We start from the raw sequence: 13,621 nt of genomic DNA on the forward strand, positions 1-13,621 counted from the left end.
GTTGTCAGTTCCCCTTTTCGGGGTTCATACCGTCGATGAAAATCGACCAGAACGCTTCGGCTACTTGCGCGCCAGTCATCGGACCGCCAGGCGTAAACCAGCGGTGAGACCAGTTCAGCATGCCAAACAGGGCGTGCTCCACCAAGCGAGGCGGGATATTCGAGCGCAGCTCGCCGGCGGCAATGGCCTCACGAATGAGGTTGATAAGCACTTGGTCGAACGCGCGCGTTTTTCTCATGATCTCCTGCGCCCAGATCGATTCTTCAGCCGCAACTTCGTGCATCTGTTCCTTGATGTACACGAAGGTTGCCGGATAATTCTCCTCATACGAGGCCATCAGCCTGACGTAGATGGCATGCAGGCGTTCTCGCCAGGTCAGGCTCTGGTCGGCAAGCAGGCGTTTGGCTTCGGCGCTGATGTCATCAAGCACGCCTTCGACCGTTTCGCGGAACAGCTCTTCCTTGCTGCCGACGTAATAATAAATCGTGGCGCGGTCGAGCCCGGCCTCGCGAGCGATCTCAGCCAGCTTGGTAGACTGGTAGCCTTGTTCCTTGAACAGGCGGGCCGCGATCCGGACAAGTTCCTCTCGTTTGGCGGTATAATCGGCGCCACCCTCTGTCTGAGCCGAACGACGCCGTCGGGAGATATTGCTGACTTTACTCACCTGCTTCTATGCCCTCGCGTATGCACATATATGATGCAATGCTGCCATGCCGAGATTTGCAGCAGTGCGTCAACGCGAAATTTGACTGGCAGGCACGAAGCGTACGTCGAGCGTGCTGGCGAACGACTATGATTCCTGAACTCGCCCACTTCCCGGTAGACCCATCCTACGGGCAGGGCGCCTATCGTCGTCGCCTCGAGTTCACGGCGTTGTCCGATGCCATGGTGGCGCAGGTCGATGACAACTTTCACAGCTTCTGGCTGGTAATCGAGCACGATCAAGTAAATGTTACGGGTATAGACGCTGGCTTCCTGAGGGCACCGACCACGATGTGTGGCGGAGCCCCGGCCGGGCTTGGAGCACTGATTGGCGCACCGCTTGCCGCCGACTAGCGCACCTTCATGGCCCGGTTGCCGCAGCCGTCTAACTGTACGCACCTCGTCGATCTGGCGCACTGGGCACTTTCGCAAGTAGGACGATGCGCAATCTGGGATATCGTGATCCCGGACCCTGTCGATAGATCGGCTTGGATTGAGATCGCGTGCGACGATACCGTCGTGCATCGCTGGCAGGTCAGCGGGTTCGAATTGTTGGCACCCCAGTCGTTGGCTGGGAAACCGCTGATGCGCGGGTTCAACAAGTGGGCCTCCCACATATTCACCGGCGAAGCGCTCATGGCGGCGACCATGCTCCAACGCGGTGTGTTTGTCGCACGTGGCCGGCAACATGTCGTCGACCGTGGAGACCCGGTGCCGCTGTCACGGGCAACCGGCATGAACGGGAGGTGCTGGTCCTATTCGAACGAGCGCTGGGCTGACGGCTTCGGCTCGCTCGCTTTCGTGCGCGATTTCTCGACAGCGGTACGCACTGAGAAGCTGCCGCCAGCAATAAGAACACGTCTGAAGGATGCAGGAAGATGACCGAAGTTTCACCGATCGAGACGATCATCGAGGACGCTCGCAATGGCCGGCCGTACATCCTTGTGGATGCGCCTGATCGCGAGAACGAGGGTGACGTGATCATCCCAGCGCAGTTCGCAACTCCCAATGCCATCAATTTCATGGCGATGCACGCGCGAGGGCTCATTTGCCTTGCAATCTCGAGCGAGCGCGCCAGTCACCTCGATTTGCCAATGATGGAGGCGCGCAACCAATCTTCCCTTAGCACTGCCTTCACCGTCTCGATCGAGGCGCGTGACGGAGTTACGACAGGAATATCTGCACATGACCGCGCCCACACCATTGCGGTTGCCGTCGATCCTTCCAAAGGGCCGGAAGACCTGGTCTCTCCCGGCCATGTGTTCCCGCTGGTTGCGCGAGATGGTGGGGTGCTTGTCCGCGCTGGGCACACCGAAGCCGCCGTTGATATCTCGCGGCTGGCGGGGTTGGCGCCTGCTGGCGTCATCTGCGAAATCATGAATCCTGACGGGTCTATGGCGCGTCTACCGGAATTGATTGAATTCGCGCGCAAGCACGAGATGAACATCGGCACCATCGCCGACCTCATCGAATATCGCCGCCGTTCCGAGTCTCTTGTAGAGCGCGTGGTGGAGGCGCCGTTCGACAGCTGGCACGGCGACTTCCGTATCATCGTTTATCGTAATGTGATCGACAGCGGCGAACACGTGGCGCTGGTTCGCGGGGATCCCCACCAGGACATGCCAACGCTGGTGCGGGTCCATCAGCTTGACCTAACTGCGGATGTGCTGGGATGGCGCGCGGCGCATCGCGACTATGTTCCGGCAGCGCTAGAGGTGCTTGCTGCGCACGATGGGCCTGCCGTGGCTGTTTTCGTCCGCGACAACAGTCCCACGTCAATTTCGGAAAGAGTTAAGGGCAATCGTAAGGCCTATGCCGACACGCATGGCTACCGAGATTATGGCATAGGTGCTCAGATACTTCGCGACGTTGGTGTGCGCGAGATGGTCCTACTGTCTTCCAGCGCGGGCAAGCTCGCAGCGCTGGAGGGTTTCGGGCTTTCGGTGGTAAACCGTGTGCCGCTGGTAGAGGACGAACGTGGAAAGCCGTCACGGTCGGATCAGCCGTTCGCATCAGCTTGATGCTCACGCTTTTGCAGATAGTCAGCTGATCCAGCTTACGCAGGCGCCATTGCCCGTGCGCTTTGGCGCATGAGATACCGTATCGCAGCGCTTTAAAAATACTCATTCAATATCTATCAACTCATGTGTTGACCGTCCGCGCCTCTTGTGTCAACAACTGGGTTGACGAGGCGCTTGCAAGGTGAGTGCGCTCAGCTATGCCCCGCAGAGGGCTTAATTTTTGGGGAGGTTTTAGATGAAGAGTCCAATCTTGAATCGCACGCGCCGTTCCTGTCTGCTAATGACATCGGCGCTTGTTTCGCTTTCATGCGTTCTCGTTGTTTCGCCTGCGATGGCGGCAGATGAGCCCCAGGCTGCAAGCACAACCGAGGATATCGTCGTCACTGCGCGTCGTACGTCGGAAAAGCTGTCTAATGTGCCGGTGTCGGTAGCTGCGATCGGAGCCAAAGCGCTTGAGGAAAAGCGCATCCTGACCGACGCTGACCTTCAGTCTGCTACACCGGGCCTCACCGTGCGCCAGACCAACTCGTCGAACCAGATCAGTTTCTCGCTGCGTGGCCAGTCGGTTGATGCATTCTCGTTCGCTGCGCCTGCCGTGCTGAACTACGTCAATGAATTCAACGCCCAATCGACATCGGCAAGCGCATTCTTTGACCTCACTTCGATCCAGGCGCTCAAAGGTCCGCAGGGCACCTTGTTCGGACGCAACGCCACCGGTGGTGCGGTTCTCTATGAAACTCGAAAGCCCGACACCGATTTCGGCGGTTATATGAGGCTGAGCTACGGCAACTACGACGCCAAGTTCGCCGAAGGTGCAATCAACATCCCGGGCGAGATTATTTCCGGGCGTCTCGCGGCGCAGTATCAGAAGCGTGATGGCTACCAGCGCAACTTGCTGCTGGGCATCCGCAACGGATCAGTCGACACGTTTAGTGTGCGCCCGACCATCCAGATCGAAACTGGCGGTTTCAAGAACGCTACGGTCTATCAATACAATTATTCAGGTGGTTACAGCACAAGCTTGCGCGCCACCAACTACTACGGCGTTGCCGGCAGTTCCGGCGCGGCGGGCGACCCGCTGAACAACTTCGTCAATGGTAAACCCGTCAACCTGTCTCTGAACTATGGCCTTCCATCTGCCACACTGTACCCCGATGGCATTGCCGCGCTGCTCCAGGGTGGCGAGCGTTTCGCAAGGTTTGGTTTCAGTGGCCTTCCCAGCTTCATCGAAGCGCAGAAGAATTTTGGCTTCTACGACGTGTTTGACGATCAGGACGGAGCGCACCTAAGTCGCCAGCATCTGGTCACCAATACCACGACGTACGAATTGTCGGACGAGATGCAGATCAAGAATATCTTCGGCTACAACCATTCGCGTTCGCGCGACCGTACGGACGTTGACGGTACGCCGTTTGACCCGCTTCAGATCGGATTCGGCGGAGGTACGGGGCCGGCAAACCCGGGTGATCCGGCAGTCGGGGGCCGATCTGCCGAGGGTTACACCTATGTGTCGCAGCAGCTGTCCAACGAACTCCAGATTTCCGGCAAGACTGGTAACCTGAAGTACATTGCAGGTCTCTACTACTTCGAGGGCAAGGACTATCAACGTCTCGCGCTCACCTTTGCGCCAGACTATTCGGCGGCGCTGGGCGATACACTTGGTTTTTTTCTGCGAGAATATACGAACAAGACCACATCGAAAGGTGCTTATGCCCAGTTCACATATGGTCTGACCCCCGAACTGAATGTTACAGCGGGCGGTCGCTGGACCTGGGAAAAATCGAGGTACACGCCAATGGACCGCGTGGCCGGTTCGTTTGACGTATTCCAAGACGACTTCAACACCAGTCTCGGTATCACCGGGGGCACGTTGAAGGCCAACAAGCCAAGCTGGAACGTCTCGGTAGACTACAAGATAACCCCTTCGTTGCTGGTCTACGCGGCCCAGCGCGGTTCTTGGCGCACGGGCGGTTTCAACGGCACTGCATCGAGCGTTGATGCTGCCGGCAACCCGATCCCGAACTCGTTCAAGCCAGAGACGACCTACGACTTTGAGCTGGGTGCCAAATTCAACGGTCGCATCGGCGACATGCCGGCGACCATGAATGTGGCGGTTTACAACCAGAACATCAAGAATGTCATCCGGGCGATTTACCTTGGCGTGGCGGCGGTTAGCGGCAATGTTGAAGAAGCAAGGGTTCGCGGTGTTGAAGCGGACCTCTCCATCCGCCCCACTGACTGGCTTCAGTTGGGCGGTACGCTCGCCTACACAGATGCCAAGTATACCAAGAACACGGCAACTGTAGGTACCACCGTGGTGAAGTTCGGCCCCTACGGCGACGTTCCCAAGTGGTCGGGTTCGGCATTCGCCAAAGTCGAGCATGAACTGGGCGATGGCAGCGTGGCCTCGCTGCGGGGCGACGTCTACGCGCAGTCGAGCTTCTACTATTCCAATGCAGCAAACACGATTCTGCCAAGAACGCAGATCGATGGATACGCACTGGTCGACCTGCGCGCCGAATGGGGCAGGATCGGAGGTTCCGACATTTCAGTTTCGGCTTACGTGAAGAACCTGACAGACAAGAAGTACAACACCGGCGGCTTTGCGCTGGGTGCGGTCAACGCGATCAACTCCGTCCTGCCGGGACTTCCGCGCATGTATGGTCTGGAAGCCAAGGTCGAGTTCTAAGCGGTTCCGCGAGGGTGGCCGTGTGCCACCCTCGCGATGTGCAGGCAGGATCATTGGGCGCCGTTGGGAGCGGCGCCTTTATTGCGTGGTCACCACCTGGCGTCCAAGCCGAAGGAGAGGAAATTGATGGGCAATCGACTAGATGGCAAGGTGTGCATCGTAACCGGTTCCGGCAGTGGCATGGGACGGGCTAGCGCAATGGAAATGGCACGGCAGGGAGGCCGCGTTGTTGTCACTGACATCAACACCAGTGCCGGCGAGGAAACTGTCGAGGCGATCCGGGCCGAAAAGGGCGATGCAATCTTCATCGCCTGCAACTTGCGCAAGGCGCACGAAATCAAAGTACTGATGCAAAAAACTGCCGACCATTTTGGCGGCATCGATGTGCTGCATAACAATGCCGCGATTCATGAAACTGATTTAACTGACAAGACTTCGATCGAGGATTTGCCCGAGGAGATCTGGGATGCAGTTTATGAAGTCAACCTGAAGGCACTGTGGCTGACTACGCGCTATGCAGTGCCTTGGTTAAAGCTTTCCAAGGGTGCCGCGATTGTCAATGTCGCTTCAACAGGATCCTTTGTTTCCTATCCTCAAGCTGGTGCTTATTGCGCAACCAAAGGCGGCGTACTGTTATTGACCAAGGCGACCGCCGTCGACCTTGCGAAGTACGGAATTCGCTGCAATTGCTACTGTCCGGGTGCGATCGAGACTCCGATGCTACAGAAGTATCTCGATGCAGCCGAAGACAAGAAGGCAATCATGTCGGTCCTTACCGGGGCGCATCTGATACCGCGTTTGGGCAAGCCTGAGGAAGTTGCCAAGCTTGCCTGCTTCCTTGCATCGGACGATTCCAGCTTTATCAACGGTGCATCTTACGTGATCGACGGCGGCACGCTGGCCTGGCGTGGCCAGCGAGTTGACTGAATCTGGGGCATTTGGTGCAAGAGAAAGACCCCGTCGCCAAAGCGACGGGGTCTTTCTCTTGGGTTAGCTTGGACCTTCAGGTGATCGTCGGATCGATCACGGCCTTGATCGCTGTGCCACTCTTGGTGAGACTCAGCGCTTCGCCCGCCTGGCTGACGCCGAACCGGTGGCTGACCAGACCGGCTAGCGGTACACGGTCCTGCAGGGCTGTCGCCAAATGCAAGGCCTGGTAATAATGCTTGGGCTTGGGGAAGGTCGCACCAGCGATAGTCAGGTTCTTGATTGTGAGGTCGCGCGGGCTGATCGGTTGAGTGCCTATGGCGCCCCAAAGTCCTAGCACGATGTAGCGGCCGTGGTTGCCGGTCAGGTCCACGCCTTCGGGGAACGCTGGCAGAACTCCGGCTGCCTCGATGACGACATTGGGGCCATTGCGACCAACGCGATCGTAAATCATTCGGCGCCGTTCCTCGGGCGCGACGTCGAGGCCGATCGTCAGCGAGGCGCCCAATGCGGTGGCCGCTTCGCGACGAAGTGGTGAGCCGTCAATAACGATCACGTCACGCGCCCCGGCCTGCGCCGCCACGAGCACCGCCGACAGGCCGACAGGGCCTGCACCTTGGACAACCACAGTTTCACCGACGCGAACCGAGCCGCAGCGATCAAAGCCGCGCAGGGCGGTTGGAAGGGCGCAGCCAAGCGCAGCGACCGCTTCGGGCTGCGCTTGGGCTGGTAGCTTATAGAACGGCATGCCGTTGGGCAGCCATGCATAATCGGCGTAGCTACCCCAGTTCGGCTTGGAAGCATCTTCGAAGAACTGGGTATTTTCGCAAGGTGTCTCGTCGAGAACATTGCAGGAATAGCATCGATGGCACAGCGCGATCGGCGACCAATATACCAGATCGCCGGGCTTAAGTTCCTCGCCAGCGTAGTCAGTGCTGACGCCGTGCCCCAGCTTCTCGATGCGTCCCACGCCCTCATGGCCCAGAATGATGGGGAAGGGCATCACGCCAGCCTCGCCGGTCAAGATGTGGACGTCGCTGCCGCATACCCCGCCCAGCACGATCGAAACCAGGGCACCGCCCGGTTCCGGATCGGCGACTTTGACGTCCCAAGTCTCCAGTTGGTTCGGTTTTACCAGCACCGATGCACGTCCCAACATGCTCATTCCTCTCGTTTTGAATTCTTGCTTTTTTCAGTCTTCGGGCGCGATCTCGACTTCGAGGCCTTCGAGCTTGTCGTTGATGGTAATCTGGCACGACAGACGGGAATGCGGCGTGCGGTGGTCGGAACTGTCGAGTAGGTCGTTTTCGTCGCCCGACAACGCCGGTAGCCTGTCGGCAAAGGCGGGGGCGACGAGCACATGGCACGTGGCGCACGAACAGCATCCACCGCACAGGGCAAGCAGTTCGTCGATGCCGGCATCGCGCAGGGCTTCCATGAGGCTGAGTCCGGGCTCAGCTTGGATTTCGGTGCGCGTGCCGTCGCGTGTTGTAACAAGGATAGCAGTCAAGGGGGGATCCTGCTTAGAGTGAAGGGGTATGCAGTCAGCGCGCAATCGGCCAGACCAGCGGCACGTTCTCGACAGCGGCGACGATGCCGGAATGGTAGATAGGCGTTTCGCCTTCCTTGAAGCTGAACTCGGGAATACGCTTGAGCCATTCCTCGAGCGTGACGATGACCTCCATGCGGGCAAGGTGCATTCCGGCACACCGGTGCGGGCCGCCCCCGAAAGTACTGTGCGAAATGGACCGGCGTGAAAAGTCCAGCTTCCAAGGCTCGGGATTGGCAGCATCATCCAGGCCGTGAAGCGCCGTTGGCAGTAAAATCATGTCGCCACGTTTGAGGAACACGCCCTTGTATTCCTGGTCCTTGGCAACCATCCGGGCCTCGGAAACGACAGGGAAGCGGCGGAACATCTCCTCGGCACCGCGCATGAGCTTCAGCGGGTCGCTGCGCAGTTCAGCGACCAGTTCGGGATGGCGCGCAAGGTGGATCATGAAGAAGCTGAGGAAGTTGACGACGGTATCGAGGCCGCCCAGCAGCAGCAGCGAGATGAGCCCTTGTGCCTTGTCGTGCGCAATGCGCTCGCCGTTGATCTCGCTGTTGACCATGAGCGTAATAAGATCATCGCCGTCGCCACCCACTCGGGCGCGGATGATCGGGTCGACATAGGCGTAGAAGCCGTTGTTGCCGGCTTCGAGGTCGGTCGCCATCTCTTCGGGCGTGTTGCCCTCGGGACGGGTCATCTGCCGAGCATACTCGCTCAGAACGGGGATGTCCTCAAGCGGCAGGTCGGCTAGCGCCATGAAAACGTGGACCGGGAAAAGCTCTGCGTATTCGGCCGCGAAGTCGCATTCGCCACGCGCGGCGAAACTGTCGATCAGGCTGCTCGCCACCTCGCGCACCTTGTCCTCGACCTTGCGGATTTTGGCGAGGTTGAGCCCCTTGTCGAGCGCCTTGCGATAGGGGGTATGCTCGGGCGGGTCCATCTTCGTGGGGACCATCTGGTATTTCTCGCCGGCCTCCTTTGGAAGGAAGATCACCTCGCTGGAGAAGCGGGTCGGATCGCTGTAGACTTCCTTAACGGTGTCGCCATTGGTGGCGATCCAGTGGCCGCCCGTGAACGGGGTCCAGATCAGGTCCGGAATGCCCGGATGCTGCACCTTCTTCCAGGCTTCGTGATATCCGTCCTCAATCCCATTAAGCGCATACATGTCGATTTCGTAGACCCGATCTTCCGGGACGTTGGCAGGGCGCTCGACCTTGGCGCGGACGGCCTCATCGAAGTTGGTAGCCAATCTGCTCTCCTGTGGGTTAAAGGTGTCCATGCGTGTTGTGCCCACGCGTTATGCGTGTTTGTTACACGTGTTTTGGCGGTGGAGCAAGGAAGAAGTCGGTCTATGGTTGTTTCGACGCAGTTCTGGCAGATCAGCACCTTCCATGCGGGTGACAGGACGGCCGAGTTGAAATGAGAATGCGTGAGCTGGAGGAAAAGACGGGTGTGAACCGCGAGGTGATTCGAATCCTGTTGCGCAAAGGCTTGCTTCCCGAACCGCTGCGTCTGGCGCGAAACCAGGCGGAATATGACGAGACCCACGTGCGCGCTGTGGCGGTCGTGCGGGAACTGCAGAAGGGCAGCCGCCTCACCCTCGACCAGATCAAGGAACTGCTCGACGGCAACGGCCTCGACAGCGGCGCGGGCGCGCAGACCTATCAGCACTTGGAGGAACTGCTGGCCATCAGATTCGGGCTGGCAGAAACGCGGCTGGTACCGCTCGGTGCGATCGCCGAGCGCAATCCGATGGCCGACAAGGACGCCCATACCTTCGAGCAAATGGGTATGATCGAACTGGTCAACGACGGCCCCGAGCCACGCCTCAGCCTCACCGATGCCCGGATCGTCGAGATTTGGGCTCAGATCCGCGAATTGGGTTTCAACGAGGAAACGGGCTTCCCGCCCGGCAACATCGCGTTCTACCGGGATGCCGCTGAGGAGGTCGCCGCCAAGGAAGCGGCTGTCTTCCTTAAGGGGAGTGCGGGCCGGATCACCGAGGAAAAGGCGGCCGCCATGCTTCAAGGTGCGCTGCCGCTCATGCTCGACTTTTTCGGATTGCTGCGACTCAAAGCCTTCATGCGCAACATCCACGAGGCGGTGGATGCATCGGACAACGATGCATCCTGACCACCACGCGTGAGGCCTGAAAACATCACCCCTCAGGCCATTTCGAAGCCTTCGTAGTTTTTGTAGGCGACCTGTTCGCAGCGCTTGCGGTACTCGGGCCCGCCGCCGACGTGGACGAGGGTGCGCCGCTCGATGGTTCCGTCGGGCCGCTCGGTGGTCTTGACCCACCAGGCGTTGGCTTCTGCGAGGAGGGTGCGCGAGAAGTCGCGGTAGACTTCCTCGGTCCAGCGCTGCTCGGCACGCTCGGAGGGCTCCGAACTGGTGAGTCCGCGTGCCTGCATGTACGCGATCATGCGCAGCACCCATTCGGCCTGGAGCCCGCCACACACGCCCACGTTGCAGAAGGCTGAGCCATTGTGCGGGCCGACGAGCGTCCAGAAGTTGGGGAAGCCGCGTGCCTGCACGCCCAGGTAGGTGCTTGGCCCTTCCGACCAGGCATCCTTGAGGCGCAGGCCGTTGCGGCCGCGGATGTCGATACGGTCGAGCGAGCCTGTGACCGCGTCGAAGCCGGTCGCGAAGATCACAACGTCGAGATCGTAGAACGCGTCGGCGGTGCGGATACCCCCGGCCTCGAAGCCCTGGATCGGCGCCTCGCGGATGTCGACGAGGTGGACGTTGTCGCGGTTGTAGGCCTCGTAATAGTTGGTCTCCATCGGCACCCGCTTGGTGCCGAAGGGGTGGTCGGTCGGGATCAGCTTCTCGGCGACTGCGGGGTCCTTCACGCGCTGGCGGATCTTCTTGGCGACGAAGTCGGCGAGGAACTTGTTCGATTCCTTGCTGAGCAGGAGATCGCGAAAGCCGCTCAGCCAGATGCCATATCCGGGCTGGTCGTAAAGCTCCTCGAAGAAGGCCTCGCGCTCCTCTGCCGGCACCTCTGTGCCCTTGCGGGTGTCACGGTGGTAGGGGAAGGCGGTATCGGTGATCTTCACGTATTCGAGGATGGTGGGATAACGGCTGCGGATCAGCGCCATGTCCTCGTCGCTGAGCGGAGAGTTGCCGAGCGGGGTGCACCAGTTGGGGGTGCGCTGGAACACGAACAGTTCCTGCGCGCTCTGGGCGACGATCGGGATGATCTGGACGCCAGTCGCGCCAGTGCCGATGACGCCGACGCGCTTACCGGCAAAGTCGATGTCCTGGACGCTGCCATCGGGGTTGGTCGGCCAGCGCGAGGAATGGAACGACTGTCCCTTGTAGCTGTCGAGCCCGGCAAAGTCGGGCATGCGCGAGGCCGAGAGCGGGCCTGTGGCCGAGATCAGGAACCGGCAGCTGACGATCTCGCCGCTGTCGAGCGTGACCTGCCAGCAGCTGTTGCTGTCGTCATATCGGGCTGCCTCTACGCGGGTGTTGAAGCGGTAGTGCCGGCGTACGTCCATCTTGTCGGCCGCGTAATTGGCATAGCGCAGCATCTCGGGCTGGCCGGCGAACGTCTCGCTCCAGCGCCATTCAGGAATGATCCCCTTCAGCGCGAAATAACCGTAGGCATAGCTCTCGGTGTCAAGCCGACAGCCGGGGTAGCGGTTCCAGTACCAGGTCCCCCCGACATCCGCCCCCGCCTCGATACCAAGCACCCGAAGCCCCGCCTCGTCCAGCAGGTACGTCTGATACATTCCCGTCACACCAGCACCGATGACGATTGCATCGAAATCAGGGGCGCCGAAACCCGGACCGGCTGCTGCTTCCACTATCATCCTCCCTAACTCTTCATCGTGAGTCAACGTAGGTGTTGACTGATACAAAGCTGTTATCAGAGTTTTTGTCCGACGCAAATATTTTACGCGGGAAGGGGTGAAGGTTTAGCATTCGGCGGATGTCCCGTGCCTGCAAATCAGCTAACCCGTTCAGGTATTTCGGCGCTGTCAAAGCAAATGCCCACTTGCAGGGAAGGGGTGAAGGTTTAGCATTCGGCGGATGTCCCGTGCCTGCAAATCAGCCAACCCGTTCAGGTATTTCAACTCCTCGCCGGAGATCATTCGGCTGGCGGTGCTGATGTATGTCCGTTTTCCGCTGTCCCTGCGCAACGTCGAGGACTTGCTCGCTGAGCGCGGCATCGACATCTGCCACGAGACGGTTAGGCTGTGGTGGAACCGGTTCGGACCGATGTTCGCGTCAGAGATCCGGCGCCAGCGTGTCAGTCGGATGCGTGGATTTCGTCAGTGGCGCTGGCACCTTGATGAAGTGTTCGTCAAGATCAACGGCGAGCGCCATTACCTGTGGCGGGCGGTGGATCACGAGGGAGAGGTACTCGAGAGCTACGTTACCAAAACCCGCGACAAGGCTGCGGCTCTGACTTTCCTGAAGAAGGCATTGAAGCGGCACGGTCGGGCCGAAGCAATCGTGACCGATGGCCTTCGGTCATACCCGGCCGCGATGCGCCAACTCGGCAATCTTGATCGCCGGAAAATGGGGCGATGGCTAAACAATCGGGTGGAGAACAGCCACCTGCCATTTCGCCGACGAGAACGGGCGATGCTGCGTTTCAGGCAGATGAAGACGTTGCAGAAGTTCGCCTCCGTCCATGGCTCGCTCCATAACCATTTTTCCCAGGACCGTCACCTCATCGATCGCAAGACCTACAAGCAGCGTCGCTCGGCAGCCCTTGCCGAGTGGCAGACGCTCATGGCCTGAACAGCCGCGCAATCTGCCCAAGTCGCGCAAATCGGAGACAAGTTGCGATTAGACTGACAGCTCCGATCGGCAGCATCCGACCCAAAGTCGGTCACCCAGATCTGCCACCACGAACGTCCGCTCCTGCGGAAACTAGACGTTTGCATATGTCTGCACGTCTTCGCCGAAGTGCCTAGGTTGCAGGTTCCCCGTCGCTAGCCTGCCCGAATCAAGTAGGATCAGCTTCCATCCATGACCGCATTTCGGCGATCCCGATCGGGCGTGTCATCATGAAAATCGAACTCCACTCCCGCTCGGGAGAGGGGTGCCCGACATATCCGGGGCCACGCAAAATTTCCTCGCACAGCGCCTCGAAACGAGAGAAGACATATTCCCTGCCTTCCTCGTCGAGAAGTGCGAACTGGGAAACATAATGTGTGCCTTGGCGACCGAAAGCCGGGCCGAGCATCATCGACAGCACGGTGCGTTCGAAGACCGTTGCCAATGGTCCACCGGCCTGCCAGCGGACGGATCTGCTAACGAGCGAACGCAAGCGCCCGTTGCTCGCCTTTGTGACCAGGCCGAGACGTACCAACCTCTCGATTAGTTCGTCGCATTTCGACGGTTCGATCCCGAAGTCGCGTTCCAGCGAATCTCGCTGCGCACCATTCAGGATCAGAAAGAAGATAAGCGACAGGCGCCGGTCCGCAGCTAAAATTCTTTCCTGACGAAGCGACAGGCGCTCCGTTTCAGGTTCGCAGGCGTTTTCGATCAAGCTCCTCAAGTCAGTGCCCAAACAAACGCACAGTTGGTCAAGGACCTCAACGGTAAGAGCTTGCCCGCGAAGCCATCGCATGACCGTTGGTTCCGACACGCCTAATTGCATAGCTAGAAGTTTCAACGAGATATTGCGCTGCTTACGCACGCGATTCAGTTCACCGAGGATCATGGTCGTCGTAGGGCTGCTTTTGGCCATCTTTCGAAACTTTCACACTC

Annotated in this window: 13 protein-coding genes; 7 read left to right on the top strand and 6 right to left on the bottom strand. The window is 59.3% G+C overall.

The genetic code is table 11. The features are described from left to right. Positions 1–4 precede the first annotated feature (4 nt). Complete coding sequence (locus tag SARO_RS07375; RefSeq protein WP_011445128.1) at positions 5–664, bottom strand: TetR/AcrR family transcriptional regulator; 660 nt, start codon at positions 662–664, stop codon at positions 5–7. Positions 665–792: 128 nt separating this feature from the next. Between SARO_RS07375 and SARO_RS07380 the strand changes: the two genes are divergently transcribed. The 5 genes from SARO_RS07380 (at position 793) to SARO_RS07400 (ending at position 6,339) form a co-directional block, all read left to right on the top strand. Beyond that, a complete protein-coding gene (locus tag SARO_RS07380) occupies positions 793–1,056 on the top strand; it encodes a hypothetical protein (RefSeq protein ID WP_143005042.1) in 264 nt (87 codons plus the stop codon). 9 nt (positions 1,057–1,065) lie between these two features. After that, a complete protein-coding gene (locus SARO_RS07385) occupies positions 1,066–1,584 on the top strand; it encodes a hypothetical protein (RefSeq protein WP_011445129.1) in 519 nt (172 codons plus the stop codon). Next, positions 1,581–2,723, top strand: a complete 1,143-nt coding sequence (ribB, locus tag SARO_RS07390) for a 3,4-dihydroxy-2-butanone-4-phosphate synthase (RefSeq protein ID WP_011445130.1) — start codon at positions 1,581–1,583, stop codon at positions 2,721–2,723. The genes SARO_RS07385 and ribB overlap by 4 nt, the downstream gene beginning before the upstream one ends. A 331-nt stretch (positions 2,724–3,054) precedes the next feature. Beyond that, positions 3,055–5,412, top strand: a complete 2,358-nt coding sequence (locus SARO_RS07395; protein ID WP_176929379.1) for a TonB-dependent receptor — start codon at positions 3,055–3,057, stop codon at positions 5,410–5,412. Between the two features lie 126 nt (positions 5,413–5,538). Continuing rightward, on the top strand, positions 5,539–6,339 hold the full coding sequence (locus tag SARO_RS07400; protein ID WP_011445132.1) for an SDR family NAD(P)-dependent oxidoreductase: 801 nt from the start codon (positions 5,539–5,541) through the stop codon (positions 6,337–6,339). 76 nt (positions 6,340–6,415) lie between these two features. Here the strand turns inward: SARO_RS07400 and SARO_RS07405 are convergent, their stop codons facing one another. Genes SARO_RS07405 through SARO_RS07415 form a run of 3 tightly spaced genes read right to left on the bottom strand, consistent with a single transcriptional unit; the run spans position 6,416 to position 9,053 of the window. Beyond that, a complete protein-coding gene (locus tag SARO_RS07405) occupies positions 6,416–7,498 on the bottom strand; it encodes a zinc-binding dehydrogenase (protein ID WP_011445133.1) in 1,083 nt (360 codons plus the stop codon). Between the two features lie 33 nt (positions 7,499–7,531). Further along, positions 7,532–7,849: a 2Fe-2S iron-sulfur cluster-binding protein gene (locus SARO_RS20845; RefSeq protein ID WP_041550224.1), complete on the bottom strand. Its 318-nt coding sequence runs from the start codon at positions 7,847–7,849 to the stop codon at positions 7,532–7,534. A 34-nt stretch (positions 7,850–7,883) separates the two neighbouring features. Next, positions 7,884–9,053, bottom strand: a complete 1,170-nt coding sequence (locus SARO_RS07415) for a cytochrome P450 (protein ID WP_143005046.1) — start codon at positions 9,051–9,053, stop codon at positions 7,884–7,886. Positions 9,054–9,313: 260 nt separating this feature from the next. Here SARO_RS07415 and SARO_RS07420 point away from each other — a divergent pair, with 260 nt between their 5' ends. After that, positions 9,314–10,021: a MerR family transcriptional regulator gene (locus SARO_RS07420; RefSeq protein WP_234007418.1), complete on the top strand. Its 708-nt coding sequence runs from the start codon at positions 9,314–9,316 to the stop codon at positions 10,019–10,021. A 32-nt stretch (positions 10,022–10,053) separates the two neighbouring features. On the opposite strand, the gene SARO_RS07425 is transcribed toward SARO_RS07420, so the two are convergent. After that, positions 10,054–11,703 carry a flavin-containing monooxygenase gene (locus SARO_RS07425; RefSeq protein WP_011445137.1) on the bottom strand — a complete coding sequence of 550 codons (1,650 nt, stop codon included), beginning with the start codon at positions 11,701–11,703 and terminating at the stop codon, positions 10,054–10,056. A gap of 226 nt (positions 11,704–11,929) precedes the next feature. Here SARO_RS07425 and SARO_RS07430 point away from each other — a divergent pair, with 226 nt between their 5' ends. Continuing rightward, positions 11,930–12,646 carry an IS6 family transposase gene (locus SARO_RS07430; protein ID WP_011445138.1) on the top strand — a complete coding sequence of 239 codons (717 nt, stop codon included), beginning with the start codon at positions 11,930–11,932 and terminating at the stop codon, positions 12,644–12,646. Positions 12,647–12,854: 208 nt separating this feature from the next. On the opposite strand, the gene SARO_RS07435 is transcribed toward SARO_RS07430, so the two are convergent. Beyond that, a complete protein-coding gene (locus tag SARO_RS07435) occupies positions 12,855–13,574 on the bottom strand; it encodes a helix-turn-helix domain-containing protein (RefSeq protein WP_176929382.1) in 720 nt (239 codons plus the stop codon). Positions 13,575–13,621 lie beyond the last annotated feature (47 nt).

It is taken from the genome of Novosphingobium aromaticivorans DSM 12444, assembly GCF_000013325.1.
Taxonomy (GTDB): domain Bacteria; phylum Pseudomonadota; class Alphaproteobacteria; order Sphingomonadales; family Sphingomonadaceae; genus Novosphingobium; species Novosphingobium aromaticivorans.

Excerpts from the sequence above, each read along its gene's own strand:
- SARO_RS07415 (WP_143005046.1), bottom strand. The coding sequence starts at position 9,053 with ATGTATGCGCTTAATGGGATTGAGGACGGATATCACGAAGCCTGGAAG.
- SARO_RS07405 (WP_011445133.1), bottom strand. The coding sequence starts at position 7,498 with ATGTTGGGACGTGCATCGGTGCTGGTAAAACCGAACCAACTGGAGACT.
- ribB (WP_011445130.1), top strand. The coding sequence starts at position 1,581 with ATGACCGAAGTTTCACCGATCGAGACGATCATCGAGGACGCTCGCAAT.
- SARO_RS07420 (WP_234007418.1), top strand. The coding sequence starts at position 9,314 with ATGCGTGAGCTGGAGGAAAAGACGGGTGTGAACCGCGAGGTGATTCGA.
- SARO_RS07380 (WP_143005042.1), top strand. The coding sequence starts at position 793 with ATGATTCCTGAACTCGCCCACTTCCCGGTAGACCCATCCTACGGGCAG.
- SARO_RS07385 (WP_011445129.1), top strand. The coding sequence starts at position 1,066 with ATGGCCCGGTTGCCGCAGCCGTCTAACTGTACGCACCTCGTCGATCTG.
- SARO_RS07435 (WP_176929382.1), bottom strand. The coding sequence starts at position 13,574 with ATGATCCTCGGTGAACTGAATCGCGTGCGTAAGCAGCGCAATATCTCG.
- SARO_RS07400 (WP_011445132.1), top strand. The coding sequence starts at position 5,539 with ATGGGCAATCGACTAGATGGCAAGGTGTGCATCGTAACCGGTTCCGGC.
- SARO_RS07395 (WP_176929379.1), top strand. The coding sequence starts at position 3,055 with ATGGCGGCAGATGAGCCCCAGGCTGCAAGCACAACCGAGGATATCGTC.
- SARO_RS07430 (WP_011445138.1), top strand. The coding sequence starts at position 11,930 with ATGTCCCGTGCCTGCAAATCAGCCAACCCGTTCAGGTATTTCAACTCC.